The sequence below is a fragment of the Citrobacter sp. VF227 genome (assembly GCF_052950715.1).
The window spans coordinates 161,636-186,147 of sequence record NZ_JBRFVF010000002.1; the positions used below are offsets into that span (position 1 = coordinate 161,636).

Sequence of the window (24,512 nt, forward strand, 5' to 3'; positions counted from 1 at the left end):
CGCCTGCGTTTCAGGGTTTTCGGATAACCGGAACATCCAGTTGCTTAAGCTCATCAACAAAGCATGAGGGTGTTTCTTTATTAAATAGCAGCCATACCCGATGCCGCGCACGTGTTAGCGCCACATACAGCAGGCGTCTCTCTTCTGCATCCGGAAAATCTTCCACCGCCGGGAGCAACGCCTCTTCCATAATCGACTCGCGGGCCGGAGCTGGAAAACCATCATTACCGTCGTGAAGCCCCACAATAATGACGTAATCCGCCTGCTGTCCTTTGCTGGCATGGATAGTCATAAAGTCCAGCTGTAGCTTAGGCCAGCGGGTGGCCGCTTTCTCCAGACTCGCTGGTTTCAGATGATGGTATCGCGCCAACACCAAAATCCGCTCTTCAGTCTTCACAAACCCTGACAACTTATCCAGCAGCAGATCCAGCTGATTATCATCGAGCAACGTGACGGCTTTTTTATCACCGGTCATCAGACTGTTGAGCGGTTTCGTAAGTTGGTGAGGGTTTCGCTGGATAAACTGGTTTGCAACTTCACCAATACGATTGTTAAAACGGTAAGTCGTGTCCAGATTGCAACGATCGCCCTCGCCGAAGTTTTGCTGAAAAGCGGTAGTCAACGAAAGTTGCGCCCCGCTAAAGCGATAAATGGCCTGCCAGTCATCCCCCACGGCGAACAGCGTAGTCTGTGAGTTCTGCTTACGCAGGGCGGCTAACAGAGCGGCACGCTGAGGTGAAATATCCTGAAATTCATCGACCAGAATGTGCTTCCACGGGCTGATAAACCGCCCCTTCTCCAGAATAACGACAGCCTGATGAATCAACCCGGAAAAATCGACGGCATTCTCATCCTTCAGCACACTCTTCCAGGCCTTGAGCAGGGGCGACATCAGCTTAATGCGTTTACTGAACAGATCGCGGATCTCTTCTGGTGCAGTGGCAATCATCTCCGCCTGCGCTCCGCCATGCATACGCATCAGGCTAACCCAACGATCCAGCCGGGAAGCCAGACGGCGCTGTAATTTTTCGTCATCCCAGAAGTTGCCTTCGGGTACAGACCACTGCATCTCTTCTTCTAACCATTGCCGCCAGCCTTTGGCCTGAGCTTTTTTCTTGCTGCACTGCTGACGCCAGGTCGTTATAAAGAGTTTACTGCGAGCGGCGGCATCATTTTCCAGCTTGCTAACCGTCGGAACTTTTTTGCTGCCCTGCGAAATAATGTGCAGCGCCAGCGAATGAAACGTGCGCGCGGTGACGTCTTGCGTATGCAGGCGTTCACGGATCCGATCGTCCATCTCCTGGGCCGCTTTTCGTCCAAACGCCAGCAGCAGGATCTGTTCAGCCGCTGCCTCTCCTCGCGCAAGCAACCAGCCCGCACGAGCGACCAATACGGATGTTTTGCCGCTTCCCGCCCCTGCAAGGACCAATAAGGATTGCTCACCGTTGACCACAGCACGCGCCTGGGCCGGATTCAGCGGTGAGGATTCAATTTGCTGGAAAAACTCGGCATGCTCTTCCAGCATTGCTTCGGTATAGGCCTGATTGTGCTTTAGGCGACAGGCTTCAATGTCCTTCAACCATGCCTGGCATTGGTGCAACGCCTCACGGCAATTATCAAATTCTTCCAGTCGGTTGATTGGAAGTGGTAGCGCGGCAAAGGCACGACGGATCTGCTGCTGCAGCCCTGTCGTTTGTTCGCGCGTCAGCCATTTGTTATCACTGGTACGTGCCGCGATCGCATCCAGCTGTTGCTGTAAAACTCCCGCAGCGACGGCGCTCATTTCCTGACTCCACTGCTGCCAGAGTGCGTTCAAGTGGTGATGGAAACGCTGCGTCTCCGCCCACTCTGTACCGTGAAGTCGCACCACCTTATCATCCGGGAGCACAAACTCCAGCTCGCCCCATACCAGGCCGCGTTTACAATGAATAGCCAGTAACTGATTGAAGGGAATAAGATACTCGTGACGATCGCCGGAAACTTTAATCCCGGCATTGAGAATAACAGCCCGATCGTAAGGGTGTTGTGCCAGACGTTTTCCAAGAGAAGTTGCTTTCAGTTCCATAAGACTCAGGCGGATCCACACGAAGAGGTTTACTTATCAGTGTAACCGCCAGAGAAAACGTGCTCCAGCCCAAAAAAACGTTACAATTGCCGAAATCACAGAAAACCAGAGTTAACCGAGGGTTTATGCGTACTGTTCTGAATATTTTAAATTTTGTGCTCGGGGGCTTCGCCACCACCTTAGCCTGGTTACTGGCTACGCTGGTCAGTATTGTGCTTATTTTTACTCTACCCTTGACCCGTTCATGTTGGGAGATAACCCGACTCTCGCTGTTTCCTTATGGCAACGAAGCAATTCATGTCGATGAACTGAACCCGGCAGGTAAAAACGTTTTGTTGAATACCGGCGGCACAGTGCTCAATATTTTCTGGCTGATTTTCTTCGGCTGGTGGCTGTGCCTGATGCACATTGTCTCCGGTATTGCCCAGTGCATTACCATCATCGGTATTCCGGTTGGCATCGCGAATTTTAAAATCGCCGCAATTGCACTCTGGCCAGTTGGTCGCCGGGTGGTATCAGTAGAAGTTGCTCGTGCAGCACGTGAAGCCAATGCGCGTCGTCGCTTTGAATAATCAGGACCGATGGCCTTTATGTTAAGTCCTCTGCTCAAACGCTATACCTGGAACAGCACCTGGCTGTACTACGTGCGGATTTTTATCGCGCTCTGCGGCACAACGGCACTGCCCTGGTGGCTGGGCGACGTTAAACTAACCATCCCGCTCACGCTGGGTATGGTTGCTGCAGCACTGACCGACCTGGACGATCGTCTTGCAGGCCGGCTACGCAATTTGATTATTACGTTGGTCTGCTTTTTTATTGCCTCGGCTTCTGTCGAACTGCTCTTCCCATGGCCATGGCTGTTTGCCATTGGGTTAACGCTCTCCACCAGCGGCTTTATATTACTGGGTGGATTAGGTCAACGCTATGCAACCATCGCTTTTGGCGCGTTGCTGATCGCCATTTACACGATGCTTGGCACTTCGCTTTACGATCAGTGGTATCAGCAACCGATCCTGCTGCTCGCTGGCGCTATTTGGTACAACCTGTTAACACTGACCGGGCATCTTCTGTTCCCCATCCGTCCCTTGCAGGATAATCTGGCACGTAGCTACGAACAGTTAGCGCACTATCTGGAACTGAAATCGCGTCTGTTTGATCCCGATATAGAAGATGAAAGCCAGGCACCGTTGTATGATTTAGCTCTCGCGAATGGGCAACTGATGGCGACGTTAAACCAGACGAAGGTGTCGTTACTGACTCGCCTGCGCGGCGACCGCGGGCAACGGGGAACTCGGCGTACGCTACATTACTATTTTGTGGCGCAGGATATCCATGAACGCGCCAGCTCCTCGCATATTCAGTACCAAACGCTGCGCGATCATTTCCGCCACAGCGATGTGATGTTCCGCTTCCAGCGTCTGATGTCGATGCAGGGGCAAGCCTGTTCACAGCTGTCCCGTTGTATTTTATTGCGCACACCTTATCAGCACGACCCACACTTTGAGCGCGTTTTCACCCATATAGATGCTGCGCTTGAGCGCATGCGTGCCAGTGGTGAGCCAGCCGATCTGCTCAACACGTTGGGATTTTTGCTGTCGAATCTGCGAGCCATCGATGCCCAGTTGGCTACTATTGAGTCCGAACAGGCTCAGGTACTCTCACGCAATGAGTCTGAAAATCAGCTTGCTGATGACAGTCCGCATGGGTTCAGTGATATCTGGTTACGTCTGAGTCGTAATTTCACGCCCGAGTCCGCCCTGTTTCGCCATGCTATCCGTATGTCGCTGGTGCTCTGCGTCGGCTATGCCATTATCCAGATAACAGGTATGAACCACGGGTACTGGATCCTGTTGACCAGCCTGTTTGTCTGTCAGCCAAACTACAACGCAACGCGACATCGCCTGGCGCTGAGGATTATCGGTACACTCGTCGGGATCGCTATTGGTTTACCGATCCTGTGGTTTGTGCCTTCTCTCGAAGGGCAATTGATACTTTTAGTGATCACCGGCGTACTGTTTTTTGCTTTTCGCAACGTCCAGTATGCGCATGCCACAATGTTTATCACGCTGCTGGTGCTACTGTGCTTTAACCTGCTTGGTGAAGGTTTTGAGGTCGCACTGCCGCGTGTCATTGATACGCTGATTGGTTGCGCTATCGCCTGGGCTGCTGTCAGTTTTATCTGGCCAGACTGGCGTTTTCGTAATCTGCCGCGGGTGATTGAACGGGCGACTGATGCAAACTGTCGTTATCTTGATGCAATACTCGAACAATATCATCAGGGTCGCGATAATCGCCTTACATACCGTATCGCCCGGAGGGACGCGCACAATCGTGACGCGGAACTGGCCTCCGTGGTGTCGAACATGTCGAGCGAACCGGACGTCACGGCCCAAACGCGCGAAACGGCGTTCCGCTTGCTGTGTCTGAACCATACGTTTACCAGCTATATTTCCGCATTGGGCGCGCATCGCGAACAGCTAACCAATCCGGAGGTCCTGGCATTGCTAGACGATGCCGTCTGCTATGTTGATGATGCGCTTCACCATCAACCCGCTGACGAGCAGCGCGTATACCAGGCACTGGAGGGACTGAAGCAGCGAATTCAGCGTCTTGAGCCGCGTTCGGACAGTAAAGAGCCACTGGTCATACAGCAAGTTGGACTATTGATTGCCTTACTCCCGGAGATCCGGCGATTACAGCAGCAAATTGCCGTGCTGCCCTCTAATACCCCAGTTTCGACGTAAGAGAACTCACCCACTCTACCAGCTCCCGGCGACGCGTCGCCGGGAGCGCAGCTTCATGCACTCCCCCGACAGCTCCTTCAAGGGCGTAGAGTATTTTTACCGTCAAGGCGGGGTTATTTTGCCGAAGTTTCAGCCAGCACATTTGTGCTCCCAGCGAACGCAATGTCCCCTCATCTTTAATTCCTGCTTCATTTAGCAGAGTCTCCAGATGAAACGTCATATTGGGTAGCTCCCGCAGACGATGTTGTGCAAAGCGGCTCTGTTTTTCCTTAACAGCTGCATCCAGCGAATAGCGTGATAGCATCACCAACTGCGGCTGGTTTTGCCACAGGGCATCGTTCACCTGGTAATAATTGAGTACAACCGGACGTCCGCGCTTGATAAATGTCAGCCAGACAGGAGAGTTTTTTACACAGTACTGAGCGCTCTGCTCACATGCCCGAAGATATAGTTCACCGCTGGCAACCATGGCAAAGACCGTATCCCCAACAGTCAGACTGTAGCTGCCAAACAATGAGCGATAGTGAATCGCCCCCAAAGAAGCCAGATATTCTTGAGATTTATAGATCCTTGCATAAGAAAGTTCTTTCATAAAAATCCTTTTAAATCATAACGTAACCAAATGATTTTCAGTAGCAGATCCGTTAATGACGAAAATAGGCAACTTATTCGAATGGGGCAAGATGAATTTAATTTTTCCCGTGACGGCGACTAAAAATTGCGAACCTGTTTCCGAAAATAAGGTTGATCTTTATTGATGGCAGGGTTACTGTATATCCATACAGTAACTCACAGGGCTGGATTGATTATGTACACTTCAGGTTATGCAAATCGTTCTTCGTCGTTCTCTTCTGCATCAAGCAGCATTGCGCGCGTGTCGTCAGAGAACGCTACCACTGGGCTTATCAGTGAAGTGGTCTATCGCGAAGACCAGCCCATGATGACACAGCTCCTGCTGCTTCCACTCCTGCAACAGTTAGGGCAGCAATCCCGCTGGCAGCTGTGGCTGACACCTCAGCAAAAATTAAGTCGGGAGTGGGTACAGTCGGCCGGGCTTCCATTGACGAAAGTCATGCAAATTAGTCAGCTCTCTCCCTGCAATACGCTGGAATCTATGGTTCGAGCACTGCGCACGGGCAACTACAGCGTCGTTATCGGCTGGCTGACGGAGGAGTTAACCGAAGATGAACATGCCGAACTGGTAAAAGCGGCAGATGAAGGTAATGCGATGGGGTTTATTATGCGTCCTGTTCGCGCTCAGACACTTGCGGGGAGACAGCATTCCGGGCTAAAAATTCACTCGAATTTGTATCATTAAGTAAAATTAGGATTTATCCTGGAATTTTTTTTCATGTCTCAATTTGGTTTTGAGCCTTAACGGGTTTTTCGTGAGAACGCTTGTCTGAAGCGGTTTTCAGGATATCCTCAGTACATTTATTCATCCAAAAATGTTAAATATTGTGTATACAAGCCTTTTTTTTTCATATGCCTGACGGACTTCACACTTGTAAGTTTTCAACTACGTTGTAGACTTTACATCGCCAGGGGTGCTCGGCATAAGCCGCAGATATCGGTAGAGTAACTATTGAACTGGTCCCCGGGTGAAGGATTTAACCGTGTTATCTCTCTTCGGAGATATTCATGGCGAATTTTGGATGATAACGAGGCGCAAAAAATGAAAAAGACAGCTATCGCAATTGCAGTGGCACTGGCTGGTTTCGCTACCGTGGCGCAGGCCGCTCCGAAAGATAACACCTGGTACGCTGGTGCTAAAATGGGCTGGTCTCAGTACCATGACATTGGTAACAACCAGATCAACAACGCCGGTCCTACCCACGAAAGCCAACTGGGTGCTGGTGCGTTCGGTGGTTATCAGGTTAACCCGTACGTTGGTTTTGAAATGGGTTACGACTGGTTAGGTCGTATGCCGTACAAAGGCTACACCGACGCTACTCATCAAAACGGCGCTTTCAAAGCTCAGGGCGTTCAGCTGACCGCTAAACTGGGTTACCCAATCACTGACGATCTGGACGTTTATACCCGTCTGGGTGGTATGGTTTGGCGTGCAGACGCTAAAAACAACGAAGGTTTCAAAGACCACGACACTGGTGTATCCCCAGTATTCGCTGGTGGCGTAGAGTATGCAATTACTCCTGAAATCGCTACCCGTCTGGAATACCAGTGGACCAACAACATCGGTGACGCGAACACCGTTGGTGGTCGTCCGGATAACGGCCTGCTGAGCGTTGGCGTTTCTTACCGTTTCGGTCAGGAAACTGTAGCTCCAGTAGTTGCACCGGCTCCGGCTCCAGCTCCAGAAGTACAGACCAAACACTTCACTCTGAAGTCTGACGTTCTGTTCAACTTCAACAAAGCAACTCTGAAACCAGAAGGCCAGCAGGCTCTGGACCAGATGTACAGCCAGCTGAGCAACCTGGATCCGAAAGACGGTTCCGTAGTGGTTCTGGGCTTCACTGACCGCATCGGTTCTGACGCTTACAACCAGGGTCTGTCCGAGAAACGTGCTCAGTCCGTTGTTGATTACCTGATCTCTAAAGGTATTCCTTCTGACAAAATCTCTGCACGTGGTATGGGCGAATCCAACCCGGTTACTGGCAACACCTGTGACAACGTGAAAGCTCGCGCTGCACTGATCGACTGCCTGGCTCCGGATCGTCGTGTTGAGATCGAAGTTAAAGGTATCAAAGACGTTGTAACTCAGCCTCAGGCTTAAGTTATCGTCTAGTAAAAAACCCCGCTTTGCGGGGTTTTTTTCAGCTGTTTTTCGTTAAAAACGCACCAGAACGTTACGCCGAACCACACCCTACCGCTATTCTTTTCCCAGCAACGCCTGTAAATCCTGCTTCAATGTCGACATTTTGTTCGCGTACTTCTCTTTATGCTCTGCATCTTCAATGAGTTGCACAATAGTTTCAGAAAGCGTTTTACCACGCCGCTGCGCAAGCCCAGCTAAGCGCTGCCAGACCATAAATTCCAGATCGATTGATTTTTTGCGCGTATGCTGATGCTCAGCATTAAAATGCCGTTTACGCCTTGCTCGTATGGTTTGTTTCATACGATTTAGCAGCGCCGGGTTCATGTGTTTTTCAATCCAGGTATTGACCCGAACCGGTTCATTTTCGAGGGTTAGCAATAAATCAACGGCTTCTTTGGCAGCGCTGGCCTCTACGTAACGGGTGATTAACTCCCCCTCACGATGCTTCTTCACCAGATACTTCCATTTCCAGCCGCTTTCAAGGTTTTCAAGTTGTTGATATTTCATTGCGATCTCAATGTTACCGTGTAACTCTTATCAGAATATCAGCTTTTTCGGCATCTGAAGAAAAGAATATCCAGCCTGTGAACTGCCGCGCGTCATCACATTCGTTTCCCGGCGCTTTCCACGTGTGCAGTGATGATGGTTACGGTATAATCGCGTTTTTTACAACAGACTAAAAAACATCAACTTTGACCATTACGAAACTTGCATGGCGTGATCTGGTTCCTGATACCGACAGTTATCAGGAAGTATTTGCACAGCCGCACGTCACTGACGACACCGACACCTTACTTAGCGATACTCAACCGCGTTTACAATTTGCGTTAGAGCAGCTTCTTCAGCACTGGACGACGTCCTCGTTCATGCTGGTAAAAGCGCCGGAAGAGCTTGAGTATCTCAACCTTATTGCAGCAGCAGCACGTACGCTGCACACGGATGCCGGAAGCCTGACCGGAGGTCATTATGATATCTCCGGTCACACTATTCGCTATCGTACAGCTGAGAAAGCAGAAGACAATTTTGCAACGTTAACTCAGGTAGTCAGCGCTGACTGGGTTGAAGCCGAACAGCTATTTGGCTGCCTGCGTCAGTTCAATGGCGAAGTGACCCTGCAGCCAGGACTTGTACATCAGGCTAACGGTGGCGTGCTGGTTATTTCATTGCGCACGCTGTTGGCCCAGCCGCTGCTGTGGATGCGCCTGAAAGCCATTGTCAGCCACGAGCGTTTTGACTGGGTAGCTTTTGATGAGTCGCGCCCACTTCCTGTCTCCGTTCCACCTATGCCGCTCAAACTGAAAGTGGTATTAGTGGGTGAACGTGAATCACTGGCAGACTTCCAGGAAATGGAGCCAGAACTGGCTGAGCAGGCTATTTATAGCGAGTTTGAAGATAATCTACAGATAGTGGATGCCGAAACCATGACGCAGTGGTGTCAGTGGGTAACGCATACCGCTACGCGTAACCATTTACCTTATCCCGCTCCTGATGCCTGGCAGGTACTGATTCGTGAAGCCGTGCGCTACACCGGCGAACAGGATACATTGCCGCTTAATCCATTATGGATAATCCGGCAGTTCAAAGAAGTGGCTCCGTTATGCGAGAGCGACACCTGCAACGCTGAGCAGTTTGGCCTGATGCTAGCTCAGCGAGAATGGCGGGAAGGTTTCCTGGCTGAACGTATGCAAGATGAGATCCTTCAGGAACAGATCCTTATTGAGACGGAAGGCGAGCGTATTGGCCAAATTAACGCCCTGTCGGTGATTGATTTCCCTGGACATCCGCGCGCGTTTGGTGAGCCTTCACGTATCAGCTGTGTGGTGCATATTGGCGATGGCGAATTTACGGATATTGAGCGCAAAGCCGAGCTCGGCGGAAATATTCATGCCAAGGGCATGATGATTATGCAGGCGTTCCTGATGTCGGAACTCCAGCTTGAACAGCAAATCCCCTTCTCCGCCTCACTGACCTTTGAGCAATCGTACAGCGAAGTCGACGGCGACAGCGCATCCATGGCCGAATTGTGCGCATTGATTAGCGCCCTCGCCGACGTTCCTGTTAATCAAAGCATCGCCATTACCGGTTCTGTCGATCAGTTTGGTCGCGCGCAACCTGTTGGTGGTCTGAACGAGAAAATTGAAGGTTTCTTCGCCATCTGCCAGCAGCGTGAGCTGACCGGCAAGCAGGGCGTTATTATTCCTTCAGCTAATGTCAGACATCTGAGCCTGCAGCCCACGCTGCTACAGGCTGTAGAAGAAGAAAAATTCACTATCTGGGCGGTGGACGACGTGACCGATGCGCTGCCACTGTTGTTAAATCTGGTGTGGGATGGTGAAGGTCAGACAACGTTGATGCAAACTATCCAGGAGCGTATTGCTACGGCAACGCAACAGGAAGGTCGTCACCGTTTTCCCTGGCCGCTACGTTGGCTGAACTGGATTCTTCCGAACTGATCGGACTTGTTCAGCGTACACGTGTTAGCTATCCTGCGTGCTTCAATAAAATAAGGCTTACAGAGAACATGGTAGATAAACGCGAATCCTATACAAAAGAAGACCTTCTTGCCTCTGGTCGCGGTGAGCTGTTTGGCGCAAAAGGGCCACAACTGCCTGCACCAAGCATGCTGATGATGGACCGTGTCATCAAGATGACCGAAACCGGCGGCAACTTTGACAAAGGTTATGTTGAAGCTGAACTGGATATCAACCCGGACCTGTGGTTCTTCGGATGCCACTTTATCGGCGATCCGGTGATGCCAGGCTGCCTGGGTCTTGATGCCATGTGGCAGTTGGTTGGATTCTATCTCGGCTGGCTGGGTGGCGAAGGTAAAGGCCGCGCGCTGGGTGTAGGCGAAGTTAAATTCACCGGCCAGGTTCTGCCGACCGCGAAGAAAGTGACTTACCGCATTCACTTCAAACGCATCGTTAACCGTCGCCTGATCATGGGCCTGGCTGATGGTGAAGTGCTGGTTGATGGTCGTCTGATCTATACCGCAAACGATCTGAAAGTGGGTCTGTTCCAGGATACTTCCGCGTTCTAATCCAGGTCCGTGTATCTGCCAGTCATTAACGTTTATTCGTCTTGTCTGGTGGGCAAAAAGGCGAAACCTCCGCTCTGCGGAGGTTTCTTTTATCTAAAGAGACAGAATCAGGCCATTAAAACCCTATCCCCCATGGCTTCTCGCCAGCCTCCCAGCCAGTATGACCTCTGATTCAGCGTCTGATAGGGACACATTTCTTTTGAGCGTCCGGCAATGCCGGCCTGATAACCACGTTGATGTGCCCGTTCCAGGCGATCTCGTTTTTGTCTCTTCATGCCTCGTTTCCCTCATCTTTAGGTCTGGTGGAAAAGAAAACAGTGATTACTAAGTGTGCAATCACACTAAACGAATACCCCTAAACATCAGACCCGTCAATGCGCAAAATTCACGCCAGTGTCATATTTGTGAGCTACCCGAAAAATCATTTGTACAAAAATAGTCAGTCAGAACAGCTATCTCCACGGCTAAAAAAATAAAAAAAACCGCCCCGGGCAATGAACCAGAGGCGGCATAATTTACAATTATTTAAGCTTAAGGCAGGCGTTTCAGCTCCTGAGCAATAGCCGTCGCTTCCTGGCTCCAGGCACTGGCCAGCACCTTCACCATTTCATCGTAACCATCCTGAGTCTGCACCGCTTCGATGTGGAACGGACGTTTAATTAACTGACCCTGATGATTCAGCAACCACTCCCCACTTACAATTACCTTCCCATCATAGCGCCCCTGGAAGCCTGTCACGGTGACGTTAAGAGTGTCCTGTACGCTTCCCAATGGTTGAGAAGCAACAACCCATCCCGGTAATTGGGTGCTGAGATTCGCCACTAGCGTGTTACGCAGTTGCTGGTCTAATGGACTGGCCCAGAGATTATTATTGGCGATCACGTATTTTACATCGCTGGTCTGGTATACCACGCCATTACCCGCCAGGTAGTCAGGTACCGAAATCTGCTCAACCCACAACAGACGATTCCCCTGGTTAGTTGTGCTCTGTACCCCACCCTGTGCAATAGGAAGCTGGTAATAGCTTTTATTTTCTCCGCTGGAGCTACATGACGTCAGCCAGACCGCCATCATCACCATTAGCCACTTTTTCATTGTTTCGCCCTCTTCGGCTCTGGATCTTTTTTATCCTTCGCTTCAAACACCAGCGCGTTGCTCTTATCGTTCAGCGTTTTCAGTACCGGCTGCAGCTCACGCAGAACCTGATCAAGACGTTGCATATCTGCCACCATCTTGTTGTAGGCAGCGGAGCCCGGCTGGAAGCCCTGCATACTCCGATTCAGTTCGCGCAATGTGTTCTGCATATCCCCCGGAAGCTGCTGCATTGACTGGCTGGAAGTAATCTTATTCATGTTATCCAGCGTAGTTTGCAGATGTTTCATCGTGCGCTGACTTTCCGACAGAGTCGTAGTCGCCTGCTCAATCATTGGGTTCAACGGCAGATTATTAATCTTATCCAACGCCTCCATCAGACGCTGCTGGATTTGCGCCAGCCCTCCACTCACGGTCGGAATGATTTGGTAGCCGTCAAACTCACGAATGCCTTTTAACGGTGGATCTTTAGGATAGAAGTCCAGATCCACATACAGTGCCCCTGTTACCAGGTTCCCGGTCTTCAGAGAAGCTCTTAACCCACGGTTCAGCAGATCCGTCAGATGCGCCCCCACGTCGGTGCTCTCGCCAAGCTGCGCTTTCAGACGTTCCGGTTCAATACGAATCAACACCGGGATACGGTAATCGTCATTGAATGCCTGGCGTAGACCTGGCGCAAAGAAAGGCACTTTGCCGACGGTTCCTAAACGGATCCCACGGAATTCTACCGGCGCGCCCGGCTGTAAACCGCGAATAGAATCCTTAAAGAACATCAGATAATCGATATGGTCGGTATACAGAGAATCCTGAATACTCTTTTGATCGTCGTACAAATTAAACGCGGTTTTTTCCGCGACGGGTTGCCCCTGGTCCAGCCCCTCTGGGACGTCGAAACTCACGCCGCCACCAAACAGCGTCGTCAGGGATCCCATTTCTACACGCATTCCCGCAGACGTCAGATCGACCGCGATCCCGCTGTCTTTCCAGAAGCGCACATTGCTGGTGACCAGGCGATCGTTAGGCGCATTGATGAAAAGTTGATAACTAATGCTTCGCTTTTGCGGATCAAAGGTACTGGTCTCAACAGAACCTACGCGGTATCCACGGAATAACACTGGATCGCCCGGACTAAGCTGTCCGGCTTTTTTGCTGTCAAGCACCACACGGATCCCCTTGGCATCCGGCGGCGCCAGCGGCGGCGAGTCCAGCAACTGGTAATTTTCCAGTTTGCTGCCTTTATTGCCGGGCTGCAGTTCAATATATACCCCAGACAACAACGTACCCAGACCGCTGATACCTTCACGCCCTATCTGCGGCTTCACCACCCAAAAGACAGAATCTTTATGCAGCAGCTTTTCCATACCGGAATTAAGACGGGCTTTAATCTGCACATGGGTCAAATCATCTGTCAGGGTCGCGCTTTCAACGACGCCGACATCTACGCTGCGGCTCTTAATTGTCGTTTTCCCCCCCTCAATGCCTTCGGCATTGGTGGTGATCAGCGTAACTTCTGGTCCCTGATGGCTGTAATGATAAAACAGCACCCATGCACCAATGAGCGCAGTGACGATTGGGAATATCCATACCGGAGACCAGTTTTTTACCTTCTGCACTTTGGCTTCCCCACTTTTAGATTCCATGCTGTCAGGACTCCTCATGATCTGGTTCTGGTTCACGGTCCCACGACAGACGCGGATCAAATGTCATCGCAGAAAACATTGTCATAATGACGACTAAAGCAAACATCAAAGCACCCATTGCAGGATAAATGTTCATTAACCCCCCCATGCGCACCAGCGCAGAGAGTACGGCAATTACAAAAACGTCGATCATTGACCAGCGACCAACAAATTCTACAACCTCATAAATAAAATGCATCCGTTCACTGTCGCGTTTGCCGTGCCCCTTAGCATCCCAACACAACCAGGCAATCGCGATCATTTTTAAGGTCGGCACCATAATACTGGCAATAAAGATAACCGCTGCCACCGGGTAAGAACCTTCACTCCAGATTAAAACTACCCCCTCAAGGATCGTCGATGGCAATTTTGACCCGAGCAGGTCGGTGATCATAATCGGCAGAATATTGGCAGGAAGATAAAGCATGATAGACGTAAACAGTAATGCCAACGTCCATTGCAGACTGTTTTTACGCCGCGCATAACCTTTGGCCTGACATCGCGGACATACTAATTCGTCAGCGGGAAGAATAGCAGTGCAGCAAGAGCAAGAGCGCAAACCCTGCCGGATTCCAGGCACACCAGGCTTTAATTCCTGTTCGATAGCTGGCATAGGAGCAATATCATCCCACAGCCAACGGCGGTCCACACACTGGAACGCCCGCAACTGGAGTACACAAAACAAACACCACGGGATGAAGCTGCTACCTACGCCGATATCGCCATAGGCCATCAGCTTAACAAAGCTCACCAGCACGCCCGCGAGGAAGATTTCTGCCATTCCCCAGCTTTTTAACTGAAACAAAATACGCGCCAGCCATGCTTTAAGCCGATCAGGCATCTGAGCGCGGTTTACCAGTAGCAGGATCGTCAGCAGACAAAAGGCCGGAACCAGCTGTACGAATAAGATAAAGAAGGTGCCGAGACTGGCGTAATCTTCAGAAAAGAGCACGCTCGGAATTTGCAGCAGTGTCACTTCACTACTCACCCCTGCGACGTTCATATTCACAAAGGGAAAGAGGTTTGACAGCAGCAGCATAAATAGTGCGGCTAAAACATAGGCAGTGGGACGCTGCCGGGGGGCGTCCCACTCAACGGTTAACGTAGTGCCACATCGTGGACATGCCGCTTTCTGACCATGCTCCAGGCGAGGTAACGCCACCAGCATGTCACACTGCGAGCACAAAATATGCTTCGCGGCATGGTGATGTTCGCACATATGTGCTCCTTTAATTATGCGCCATTCTTCAAAGACTCAAGATACTCCCAGCGCTCAAAGGCTTGCTCAAGTTCTTGTTCCGCTTCGTTCAGATTAGCCAATACCTGCTGCGTTTGCTCGTGCGGCTGACTGAAAAACGTGGCGTCAGCAACCTGAGCCTGTAAGGCTTCCAGCTTAGCTTCCAGTTCTTCAAGCAGCGCGGGGAGTTGCTCCAGTTCGCGCTGCAGTTTATAGCTTAGTTTGCTGGTGCTGCGTTTGACAATTTCTGCTTTAGGAGCAGCAGGTTCCTCTGTTTTTTTCGCAACTGGCTGCTTAAACGCCACATACTGCGATTGTTGACTGCGCGCATCATGATAACCGCCGACATAACGGCCAATTTTACCGCCGCCTTCGAAGATCCAGCATTCGGTCACGGTATTATCGACAAACTGACGGTCGTGGCTCACCAGCAGCACGGTGCCCTGATAGCTATCAATCAATTCTTCAAGCAGTTCCAGCGTTTCGACGTCCAGATCGTTCGTGGGTTCATCGAGAATTAACAAATTGCTGGGTTTCAGGAACAAACGCGCCAACAGCAGGCGATTGCGTTCCCCGCCAGAGAGCGCGCGTACTGGCGTCATCGCGCGTTTCGGATGGAACATGAAATCCTGAAGGTAGCCCAGCACGTGGCGGGGTTTGCCGTTAACCATCACCTCTTGCTTACCTTCAGCAAGGTTGTCCATCACGGTTTTATCCGGATCCAGTTCGGCGCGATGCTGATCGAAATATGCCACTTCCAGCTTAGTTCCAACATGAATGCGTCCACTGTCAGCCTGAAGCTGACCTAACATCAGCTTCAACAGCGTAGTTTTGCCGCAGCCGTTAGGTCCGATTAGCGCGATCTTGTCGCTACGCTGCACCTGCGCGGAGAAATCTTTCACCAGTTGCTTTCCGTAAACCTGGTAATCAACATTCTCCATCTCAAAGACAATCTTGCCAGAACGGCTTGCCTCTTCGACCTGCATCTTCGCTGTGCCCATCACTTCGCGACGTTCACCACGCTCGCGACGCATGGCTTTCAGCGCACGCACGCGACCTTCGTTACGCGTACGACGCGCTTTGATACCCTGACGGATCCAGACTTCTTCCTGTGCCAACTTGCGATCAAATTCCGCGTTTTGTAACTCTTCTACGCGTAATGCTTCTTCTTTATCCAGCAGATACTGATCGTAGTTACCCGGATAGGTAACCAGCTTGCCGCGGTCAAGATCGACAATGCGCGTCGCCATATTGCGGATAAACGAACGGTCGTGGGAAATAAAAATGATTGTCCCATTGAAGGTTTTCAGGAACCCTTCCAGCCAGTCAATGGTTTCAATATCCAGGTGGTTCGTCGGTTCATCCAGCAGCAATACGCGCGGGTTACTCACTAACGCGCGGCCCAGCGCCGCCTTACGTAGCCAGCCGCCGGAAAGCGATGCCAGCTCCATGTCTGCTTCAAGGCCAAGCTGTTCCAGTACTTCATTAATACGGTTTTCCAGCTGCCACAGATTGTGGTGATCCAGCTGTTCCTGAACCTTCGCCAGTTCCTGAAGGTTTTTATCACTCGGATCGGCGATCACCAAATGCGAGATATCGTGATAACGCTTGAGGTAAACTGCCTGTTCTGCAATTCCTTCAGCGACGAAATCGTAGACGCTACCCTGCACGTTGCGCGGCGGATCCTGCTGCAGACGCGCCACAACCAGATCCTGCTCATAAATAATACGCCCATCGTCAAGACCCTGTTCACGATTCAGGATCTTCATTAGCGTCGATTTGCCTGCGCCATTACGGCCAACCAGACAGACGCGCTCGTTATCTTCGATATGCAGTTCAGCATTATCGAGAAGCGGCGCATCGCTGAACGACAGCCATGCACCATGCATACTGATTAATGACATTTAATTTTCCTTTCAGGCTGCGGTAATCAGCCAGCAGTTGTGGATCTGACGGTTACGGGCAAAATCCTGGGAAAGCGTTTTTTGAGTAATTTCTTGTGCTTTCAATCCCAGTGCTGCCAGACCGTCGAGATCCATACGGAATCCACGTTTGTTGTTGGAGAACATGATTGTGCCGTCTTTACGCAGCAGGCGTTTTAGATCTTTCATCAACGCCAGATGATCGCGCTGTACGTCAAACGAGTCTTCCATACGTTTTGAGTTAGAGAACGTCGGCGGATCGATGAAAATCAGATCAAACTGTTCATTGGCTTCGCGCAGCCAGCCCAGGCAATCGGCCTGAATTAAACGGTGCGCGCGGCCACTCAGGCCATTCAGACGCAGGTTACGCTCCGCCCATTCCAGGTAGGTGCGCGACATATCAACCGTCGTGGTGCTACGCGCACCGCCCAATCCTGCATGTACGCTGGCGCTGCCGGTGTAGGAGAACAGGTTAAGGAAATCCTTACCTTTACTCATCTGACCGAGCATGCGGCGTGCAATACGATGATCGAGGAACAAACCGGTATCAAGATAGTCTGTCAGGTTGACCCACAGGCGCGCGTTGTACTCGCTTACCTCAATGAATTCACCCTTCTCATTCATCTTCTGATACTGATTCTTCCCTTTCTGCCGTTCACGGGTTTTCAGCACCAGTTTATTCGGCGCGATTTCCAGTACCGACAGCGTTGCGGCGATAATGTCGAACAGGCGTTGACGTGCTTTTTGTGCATCAACTGTCTTCGGCGGAGCATATTCCTGAACCACAACCCAGTCGCCGTAACGGTCAACTGCAACATTGTATTCCGGCAGGTCAGCGTCATACAGGCGATAGCATTCAATGCCTTCCTGGCGCGCCCATTTTTCCAGCTTCTTGATGTTCTTGCGCAGGCGGTTGGCATAATCTTCCGCGACCGTGGCTGGCTTGCTGTCCGCGGTGGTCTCTGCAACGTGATAGTTCTTCTGTACACAATCCAGCGGGCCGTTTTTCGCTTTGAACTGCTTGTCGGCACGTAATTGCAGGCTGCTGAGCAGATCCGGCGAGGCGCTAAACAACGACAAATTCCAGCCGCCAAACTGGTTTTTCATCGTCCGCCCCAGCAGGCTGTGCAGGGCTATCAGCGCCGGTTCGCTATCCAGACGTTCGCCGTATGGTGGGTTACTGATAACCGTACCATACGGTCCTTTCGGCAGCGGATTGCTCAGTTTGGCAACATCTTTAACGTCAAACGTCATCAGGTCGGCAATACCCGCGCGGCGGGCGTTACTGCGCGCTTTTTCAATTACCCGCGCATCGCTGTCGGAACCATAGAAATGCGAGGAGTAGTCAGCCAGCCCTTTACGCGCACGCACCTGTGCTTCGGCTTTGACTTCTTGCCAGACGACTTCATCGTGCTGCGCCCAACCGCTAAAACCCCAGTACCCGCGGTGCAAGCCCGGCGCACGATCGGTTGCCCACATCGCAGCTTCAATCAGCAGCGTGCCGGAGCCGCACATCGGATCGAGCAACGGTGTGCCTGGCTGCCAGCCAGAACGCATAACGATGGCCGCAGCCAGCGTCTCTTTGATCGGCGCCTGGCCAGCGCGATCGCGATAACCACGCTGATGCAAACCGTCACCGCTAAGATCGAGCGCAATGCTGGCGGTATCTTTGTTCAACCAGACGTTGATGCGCAGATCCGGAGATTCACGATCCACATTTGGACGCGGCAGATTTTTACGGGTGAAGGCATCGACAATCGCATCCTTGACCTTCAGCGCGCCGTACTGACTGTTACGAATGGTCTCGTTCAGGCCACTAAAATGGACGGCAAACGTCGCACCAGGATTAAATATCTCTGTCCAGTCGATTGCCTGAACACCGAGGTACAGATCAAGATCGCTGTAGACCTTGCACTCTCCCATCGGCAGGATAATGCGCGAGGCCAGGCGGCTCCACATCAGGCTCTGGTAAACAAGCCGCGTGTCGCCCTTAAAATGGACCCCACCCTGAACGACCTGGCACTCCAGCGCGCCGAGGTTTTCCAGTTCAGTTTTTAACAGCTCTTCCAGCCCGCGGGCCGTACTGGCAAACAGAGAATTCATAATGTCACTTTTACTCCAATAAAATTGCTGCGCATTATAGCTAATATGGGCTGTATGTCATAAAGTTGAAGGCTTATTTTCGCTCGAGGGGCTGTACAGTGGTAACGTTGACCCGACTTTTTATTCATCCGGTTAAATCTATGCGTGGAATTGGGCTCACGCACGCCCTGGCAGACGTCAGCGGCCTCGCCTTTGACCGTATATTTATGATTACCGAAGCCGACGGAACGTTCATTACTGCCCGACAGTTCCCGCAAATGGTCCGCTTTACCCCTTCCCCTTTCCACGATGGACTGCATCTTACGGCGCCAGACGGCAGCAGCGCGCTGGTGCGATTTGCCGATTTCGCCACCCAGGATGCGCCGACAGAAGTGTGGGGAAACCATTTTACCGCGCGTATCGCGCCATCCGCTATCAACCAATGGCTGAGCAGCTTTTTCTCCCGTGACGTGCAGCTGCGCTGGGTTGGCCCACAATTGACGCGTAGGGTGAAGCGCCACGATGATGTTCCTTTATCCTTCGCCGACGGTTATCCCTACCTGCTGACCAATGAAGCGTCGCTGCGCGATCTGCAGCAACGCTGCCCGGCAAGCGTGAAAATGGAACAGTTTCGCCCTAATCTGGTGATTTCAGGGGCTGGCGCCTGGGAAGAAGATACCTGGAAAGTGATTCGCATTGGCGACGTCATTTTTGATGTGGCAAAACCTTGTAGCCGCTGCATATTCACCACCGTCAGCCCAGAGAAAGGCCAGAAACATCCGTCTGGCGAGCCGCTCGCCACGCTGCAAACTTTCCGCACGGCCGTGGATAACGGCGATGTTGATTTCGGCCAGAATCTCATCGCGCGCAACAGCGGCGTGATTCGCGTTGGCGATGACGTCGAAATTTTGGCAACCGGCCCCGCCAGAGCATACGGCGCGGCGGAGTCAGATGATACCGCACAGGAACAACAGCCTGATGCCACGGTACTGATTGACTGGCAGGGGCAGACCTTCCGTGGCAATAATCAACAGGTATTGCTTGAACAGTTGGAAAATCAGGGTATCCGGATTCCCTATTCATGTCGGGCAGGGATTTGCGGATGTTGTCGAATTCGACTGGTAGAAGGCGAAGTTAACCCGCTGAAAAAATCAGCGATAGGAGATGACGGGACAATTCTGTGCTGCAGTTGTGTTCCGAAAACGACAATCAGGCTGGAGAGTTAAACCGCCTGCTCAAGGCTGAAACTGTCAACAACGACCTGCGGTTTCAGTCTGTCATTCATTATTTTAATCGCGTCACCAAGCTGCATGGTTCTTCCAGCAATAACCACGCCAGGTTGTGCAAGCAGACAAAGCGCGGCGTTTTCACCCGGCTCGACCACTAACAGGTTTACCTGTTCATCGGTATCGCTTAAATCCACACAGGCGGCATCACCCACGGTTGGCGACCAGTTAATACCGTGCGCGACAAAGTGCCAGCTTTTTGGCATTTGTGGTTTAAGATAACGAATCGCCACCAGTGCATTGAGCACCAGTTCCGCTTTTTGTTCTTTGGCTAAATCCAGATAGCGACATTTTTCTTCAAAGGAAAAATAAAGCGCGGCGTCATCAACACAAAAACCCGACGGTGAAAATGCATCGGGAGTGAGCATTTTACGAGCAAAACGCGAACGGAATAACATGCCATTGGCTAAATCGAGCATCATACGATCGTGCTCTTCATCATAATACCAGCGCCAGTTATCGTCGGGTTTAATTCGCATCAGTTTCTCTCCTTTCCTTAATCATCGCCATTACGACAGTATCCTTTTGCCGCTTCGCTTATTGCCTTAATAATAAAAGCTCAGAATGTTTAAATAAGCAACAGTAAAGGAATATAAAACAACCAGGGCCAGAAATAAAGCCCTGGATTGTGATTAAGGTAGCATTCAGATATTGGTGACGATTTCTTTTATCAGCGGCGGACCTTTAAAAATAAAGCCCGAATAAATCTGCACCAGTGAAGCACCGGCAGCTATTTTCTCACGTGCGGCGATGACCGAGTCGATACCACCAACTCCGATAATCGGCAGTTGACCTTTTAATTCCTGAGACAACTGGCGAATAATTTCTGTACTTTTTAATTGCAATGGTCGCCCGCTAAGACCCCCCATTTGATCGCAATTTTTCATTCCCTGAACGAGAGAGCGATCGAGCGTGGTGTTAGTCGCAATTACGCCATCAATATTATGCCGAACTAAACTGTCAGCAACCTGGATCAGTTCTTCCACAGAAAGATCCGGCGCGATCTTTACCGCCACCGGAACATATTTATGGTGGATCGCTTGAAGATCATTTTGCTTATTTTTAATTGCCGTCAGGAGATCGTCCAGCGCCTCACCGTATTGCAGCGTACGTAATCCCGGTGTATTCGGTGAAGAGATATTAATCGCGATATAACCCGCATAAGCATAGACTTTTTCCATACAAATCAGATAGTCATCTTTGCCATTCTCTACCGGGGTATCTTTATTCTTGCCAATATTAATCCCCAGAATACCGTCAAAATGCGATTTTTTAACGTTCTCAACCAGGTTATCAACACCCAGGTTATTAAACCCCATGCGGTTGATCAAACCTTCTGCATCAACCAGACGGAACAGACGCGGTTTATCGTTACCCGGCTGAGGACGCGGCGTTACGGTACCAATCTCAATGGAACCGAATCCCATCGCGCCGAGCGCATCAATACACTCCCCGTCTTTATCCAGTCCGGCAGCAAGCCCGAGCGGATTTTTAAACGTCAGCCCCATACAGGTAACCGGTTTTGCAGGTACCTTCTGGCGGACAAGCGCTTCAAGCGGCGTGCCGGTAATGCGACGTAATTGCTGGAATGTCAATTCATGAGCGCGCTCTGGATCGAGCTGAAAAAGGGCTTTACGAACGAAGGGGTAGTACATGAACTCTCCTGGATTCCCGGTGTGCAAACCGGGGGCGTATTATGTGCGATCGTGAGCAAAAAGGGAATTGACCTGCGGCAATAAATAGCAATCGTTTTCCTGTCTCACTCATTTTATCCATTTTTCAACTTTTCTATCCCGCATAAATCATTTCGATAAACAGAGCCTCTCTGCCAGACTGCAAAAATTGTTATCAATGTTAAACAAAAGCAAACAATTAGTTATAAGCGGAGATTAAAATTATGCGCGTCATTACTCTGGCGGGAAGCCCACGCTTTCCCTCTCGCTCCAGCGCGTTACTGGAATATGCCCGAGAAAAACTCAATGGTCAGGATGTCGAAGTCTTTCACTGGAACCTGCATAACTTTGCCCCGGAAGACCTCATCTGTGCCCGTTTTGATAGTCCGACGCTGAAGACATTCAGCGAACAATTGCAGGATGCTGACGGGCTGATTGTCGCCACGCCGATCTACAAAGCCGCTTACTCTGGCGTACTGAAAACGCTGCTCGATCTGCTTCCCGAGCGGGCGCTGGAAGGAAAAGTGGTGTTGCCGCTGGCGACCGGTGGCAGCGTGGCGCATTTACTGGCCGTCGATTACGCGCTGAAACCGGTACTAAGTACGTTAAAAGCCCAGGAGATCCTGCACGGCGTATTTGCCGATGATTCACAGGTCATCGATTATCAGCATAAACCGCAGTTTACGCCCAACCTGCAGCAGCGCCTGGACAGTGCACTCGCCACCTTCTGGCTGGCATTGCATCGTCGCGATATCCAACGCCCCCAACTGAACACACTGCGGGGTACTGCCCATGCTTAATTTGCTCAAGCGCCACAGATCATGGCTCGCACTGGCCGGGTTGCTGTCACTGTCAACGCTGGCGTATGCCGCAGAGTCTGCGCCCGATGCCCTGCGTATCGGCTATCAGAAAGGAAGCGTCAGTATGGTGCTGGCAAAAAGCCATCAATTGTTGGAAAAGCGCTATCCACAGACCAAAATCTCGTGGGTTGAGTTCCCGGCAGGGCCGCAAATGCTGGAAGCCTTGAATATCGGCAGTATCGATCTCGGCAGTACGGGTGACATTCCACCAATATTCGCCCAGGCTGCCGGAGCCGATCTGGTGTACGTGGGCGTTGAGCCCCCCAAACCGAAAGCTGAAGTGATTCTGGTGCCAAAAGATAGCCCGATTCAGAACGTCGCGCAGCTTAAAGGACATAAAGTCGCATTCCAGAAAGGGTCAAGCGCCCACAATTTACTGCTCCGAGCGCTGCAACAGGCCGGGCTGAAATTTACCGATATTCAACCGACTTATCTGACCCCCGCCGATGCGCGAGCGGCCTTCCAGCAAGGAAACGTTGAGGCATGGGCTATCTGGGATCCCTACTATTCCGCCGCGTTACTGCAAGGTGATGTGCGCGTGCTCAAAGACGGCTCAGATCTGAAGCAGACCGGTTCGTTTTATCTCGCCGCTCGTCCTTATGCCGAGAAAAATGGCGCTTTTGTTCTTGGCGTACTGAATACCTTTAGCCAGGCCGATGCGTTAACCCTCAGCCAGCGCCAGCAAAGCATCACCCTGCTGGCTAAAACCATGGGTCTGCCCGAACCGGTGATTGCGTCCTATCTGGATCACCGCCCGCCAACCACCATTACCCTCATCAGCGACTCTGTTGCCGCATTGCAGCAACAAACCGCCGATCTGTTTTATGACAACCGTCTGGTGCCGAAAAAAATCGATATTCGCCAGCGTATCTGGCAACCCACTCAGCAGGCAGGAGAAAAATTATGAGTCTGAACATGTTCTGGTTTTTACCCACCCACGGTGACGGTCATTATCTTGGAACGGAAGAGGGTTCGCGCCCGGTCGATCATGGTTATCTGCAACAAATTGCGCAAACGGCCGATCGTCTGGGATTTACCGGTGTGCTGATCCCCACCGGACGCTCCTGCGAAGATGCCTGGCTGGTGGCCGCCTCGATGATCCCGGTGACTCAGCGATTAAAATTTCTGGTCGCGCTGCGTCCAAGCGTCACCTCACCGACGGTTGCCGCGCGTCAGGCAGCAACGCTCGACAGGCTTTCTAATGGTCGGGCGCTATTTAACCTGGTGACCGGTAGCGATCCGCAGGAGTTGGCTGGCGACGGCGTGTTCCTCGATCACACCGAGCGCTATGAAGCCTCTGGCGAATTTACTCAGGTCTGGCGACGCTTACTGCAAGGTGAAACCGTGGATTTCAACGGCAAATATATTCATGTCCGCGGGGCAAAACTGTTCTTCCCGCCGATCCAGCAGCCGCATCCTCCACTCTATTTCGGCGGCTCGTCTGATGTCGCACAAGATCTGGCTGCCGAGCAGGTTGATCTCTACCTGACCTGGGGCGAACCGCCTGAACAGGTGAAACAGAAGATTGAACAAGTACGGGCCAAAGCGGCGGCGCTCGGGCGCAAGATCCGCTTTGGTATTCGTCTGCATGTGATCGTACGAGAGACAACGCAAGAGGCGTGGCAGGCTGCGGATCGTCTGATAGCCCATCTGGATGACGACACCATCGCCAAAGCCCAGGCCGCCTTCTCAAAAACGGATTCGGTTGGTCAGCAGCGAATGGCTGCACTGCACAACGGTAAGCGCGACAAACTGGAAATTAGCCCGAACCTGTGGGCAGGAGTAGGACTGGTGCGCGGTGGCGCAGGGACCGCCCTGGTTGGAGATGGTCCTACGGTCGCAGCGCGTATTAACGAGTATGCCGCGCTGGGAATCGACAGCTTTGTGCTGTCCGGCTATCCGCATCTGGAAGAAGCGTACAAGGTTGGTGAGCTGCTGTTCCCACATCTGGATGTCGCGATACCCGAAATTCCGCAACCACAGCGCCTGCAACAGCAAGGCGAAGCGGTTGCGAATGAATTCATCCCGCGCAAAGTCGCACAAAGCTAAGGAGCGG

The 24,512-nt window shown here is 51.6% G+C and carries 21 protein-coding genes; 10 read left to right on the forward strand and 11 right to left on the reverse strand.

Going from position 1 to position 24,512, the window contains the following annotated elements:
• Positions 1-10 precede the first annotated feature (10 nt).
• A complete protein-coding gene (helD, locus tag ACU8YC_RS08280; protein WP_446895203.1) occupies positions 11-2,065 on the reverse strand; it encodes a DNA helicase IV in 2,055 nt (684 codons plus the stop codon).
• 125 nt (positions 2,066-2,190) lie between these two features.
• Between helD and ACU8YC_RS08285 the strand changes: the two genes are divergently transcribed.
• Positions 2,191-2,637 carry a YccF domain-containing protein gene (locus ACU8YC_RS08285; protein ID WP_016152485.1) on the forward strand — a complete coding sequence of 149 codons (447 nt, stop codon included), beginning with the start codon at positions 2,191-2,193 and terminating at the stop codon, positions 2,635-2,637.
• Between the two features lie 18 nt (positions 2,638-2,655).
• On the forward strand, positions 2,656-4,809 hold the full coding sequence (yccS, locus tag ACU8YC_RS08290; RefSeq protein WP_151217952.1) for a YccS family putative transporter: 2,154 nt from the start codon (positions 2,656-2,658) through the stop codon (positions 4,807-4,809).
• On the opposite strand, the gene ACU8YC_RS08295 is transcribed toward yccS, so the two are convergent.
• Entirely contained in the window at positions 4,787-5,401 is a 615-nt protein-coding gene (locus ACU8YC_RS08295) for a TfoX/Sxy family DNA transformation protein (RefSeq protein ID WP_151225160.1), read from the reverse strand. The genes yccS and ACU8YC_RS08295 overlap by 23 nt on opposite strands.
• A 216-nt stretch (positions 5,402-5,617) precedes the next feature.
• Here ACU8YC_RS08295 and sulA point away from each other — a divergent pair, with 216 nt between their 5' ends.
• Both sulA and ompA read left to right on the forward strand, forming a co-directional pair.
• Positions 5,618-6,127: an SOS-induced cell division inhibitor SulA gene (sulA, locus tag ACU8YC_RS08300; protein WP_151217950.1), complete on the forward strand. Its 510-nt coding sequence runs from the start codon at positions 5,618-5,620 to the stop codon at positions 6,125-6,127.
• A 357-nt stretch (positions 6,128-6,484) separates the two neighbouring features.
• Positions 6,485-7,543, forward strand: a complete 1,059-nt coding sequence (gene ompA, locus ACU8YC_RS08305; RefSeq protein WP_151217949.1) for a porin OmpA — start codon at positions 6,485-6,487, stop codon at positions 7,541-7,543.
• Between the two features lie 96 nt (positions 7,544-7,639).
• On the opposite strand, the gene matP is transcribed toward ompA, so the two are convergent.
• On the reverse strand, positions 7,640-8,092 hold the full coding sequence (gene matP / locus ACU8YC_RS08310; protein ID WP_151217948.1) for a macrodomain Ter protein MatP: 453 nt from the start codon (positions 8,090-8,092) through the stop codon (positions 7,640-7,642).
• A 185-nt stretch (positions 8,093-8,277) separates the two neighbouring features.
• Between matP and ACU8YC_RS08315 the strand changes: the two genes are divergently transcribed.
• Together ACU8YC_RS08315 and fabA are read left to right on the forward strand one after the other, a co-directional pair.
• Entirely contained in the window at positions 8,278-10,038 is a 1,761-nt protein-coding gene (locus ACU8YC_RS08315) for an AAA family ATPase (RefSeq protein WP_446895204.1), read from the forward strand.
• Positions 10,039-10,106: 68 nt separating this feature from the next.
• Positions 10,107-10,625 (forward strand): bifunctional 3-hydroxydecanoyl-ACP dehydratase/trans-2-decenoyl-ACP isomerase, encoded by a 519-nt coding sequence (gene fabA, locus ACU8YC_RS08320; RefSeq protein ID WP_003035875.1) that lies wholly within the window; start codon positions 10,107-10,109, stop codon positions 10,623-10,625.
• A 107-nt stretch (positions 10,626-10,732) separates the two neighbouring features.
• Here the strand turns inward: fabA and rmf are convergent, their stop codons facing one another.
• From rmf to rlmKL, 6 genes are all read right to left on the reverse strand, one after another.
• A complete protein-coding gene (rmf, locus tag ACU8YC_RS08325; RefSeq protein ID WP_003035871.1) occupies positions 10,733-10,900 on the reverse strand; it encodes a ribosome modulation factor in 168 nt (55 codons plus the stop codon).
• A gap of 256 nt (positions 10,901-11,156) precedes the next feature.
• Positions 11,157-11,720, reverse strand: a complete 564-nt coding sequence (gene pqiC / locus ACU8YC_RS08330) for a membrane integrity-associated transporter subunit PqiC (RefSeq protein ID WP_151217946.1) — start codon at positions 11,718-11,720, stop codon at positions 11,157-11,159.
• Positions 11,717-13,357 carry an intermembrane transport protein PqiB gene (pqiB, locus tag ACU8YC_RS08335; protein ID WP_151217945.1) on the reverse strand — a complete coding sequence of 547 codons (1,641 nt, stop codon included), beginning with the start codon at positions 13,355-13,357 and terminating at the stop codon, positions 11,717-11,719. Before pqiB ends, pqiC begins: the two co-directional genes overlap by 4 nt.
• A 4-nt stretch (positions 13,358-13,361) precedes the next feature.
• A complete protein-coding gene (pqiA, locus tag ACU8YC_RS08340) occupies positions 13,362-14,615 on the reverse strand; it encodes a membrane integrity-associated transporter subunit PqiA (protein WP_151217944.1) in 1,254 nt (417 codons plus the stop codon).
• A gap of 14 nt (positions 14,616-14,629) precedes the next feature.
• A complete protein-coding gene (locus tag ACU8YC_RS08345) occupies positions 14,630-16,537 on the reverse strand; it encodes an ABC transporter ATP-binding protein (RefSeq protein ID WP_446895205.1) in 1,908 nt (635 codons plus the stop codon).
• A gap of 12 nt (positions 16,538-16,549) precedes the next feature.
• The gene (gene rlmKL, locus ACU8YC_RS08350; RefSeq protein ID WP_210904902.1) at positions 16,550-18,658 is read right to left on the reverse strand and encodes a bifunctional 23S rRNA (guanine(2069)-N(7))-methyltransferase RlmK/23S rRNA (guanine(2445)-N(2))-methyltransferase RlmL; all 2,109 of its coding nucleotides are present in this window, start codon (positions 18,656-18,658) and stop codon (positions 16,550-16,552) included.
• A gap of 98 nt (positions 18,659-18,756) precedes the next feature.
• Between rlmKL and ACU8YC_RS08355 the strand changes: the two genes are divergently transcribed.
• Positions 18,757-19,863 (forward strand): YcbX family protein, encoded by a 1,107-nt coding sequence (locus ACU8YC_RS08355; protein ID WP_151217941.1) that lies wholly within the window; start codon positions 18,757-18,759, stop codon positions 19,861-19,863.
• On the opposite strand, the gene zapC is transcribed toward ACU8YC_RS08355, so the two are convergent.
• Together zapC and pyrD are read right to left on the reverse strand one after the other, a co-directional pair.
• Positions 19,860-20,402 (reverse strand): cell division protein ZapC, encoded by a 543-nt coding sequence (zapC, locus tag ACU8YC_RS08360; protein ID WP_151217940.1) that lies wholly within the window; start codon positions 20,400-20,402, stop codon positions 19,860-19,862. The two genes, ACU8YC_RS08355 and zapC, sit on opposite strands and share 4 nt — an antisense overlap.
• 165 nt (positions 20,403-20,567) lie before the next feature.
• Entirely contained in the window at positions 20,568-21,578 is a 1,011-nt protein-coding gene (pyrD, locus tag ACU8YC_RS08365; protein WP_016152472.1) for a quinone-dependent dihydroorotate dehydrogenase, read from the reverse strand.
• 242 nt (positions 21,579-21,820) lie between these two features.
• Here pyrD and ssuE point away from each other — a divergent pair, with 242 nt between their 5' ends.
• Genes ssuE through ssuD form a run of 3 tightly spaced genes read left to right on the forward strand, consistent with a single transcriptional unit; the run spans position 21,821 to position 24,505 of the window.
• The gene (gene ssuE / locus ACU8YC_RS08370; RefSeq protein ID WP_278238775.1) at positions 21,821-22,396 is read left to right on the forward strand and encodes an NADPH-dependent FMN reductase; all 576 of its coding nucleotides are present in this window, start codon (positions 21,821-21,823) and stop codon (positions 22,394-22,396) included.
• Positions 22,389-23,363 carry a sulfonate ABC transporter substrate-binding protein gene (locus ACU8YC_RS08375; protein ID WP_278238774.1) on the forward strand — a complete coding sequence of 325 codons (975 nt, stop codon included), beginning with the start codon at positions 22,389-22,391 and terminating at the stop codon, positions 23,361-23,363. Before ssuE ends, ACU8YC_RS08375 begins: the two co-directional genes overlap by 8 nt.
• Complete coding sequence (ssuD, locus tag ACU8YC_RS08380) at positions 23,360-24,505, forward strand: FMNH2-dependent alkanesulfonate monooxygenase (protein ID WP_252838069.1); 1,146 nt, start codon at positions 23,360-23,362, stop codon at positions 24,503-24,505. The genes ACU8YC_RS08375 and ssuD overlap by 4 nt, the downstream gene beginning before the upstream one ends.
• The last annotated feature ends 7 nt before the right edge of the window (positions 24,506-24,512 follow it).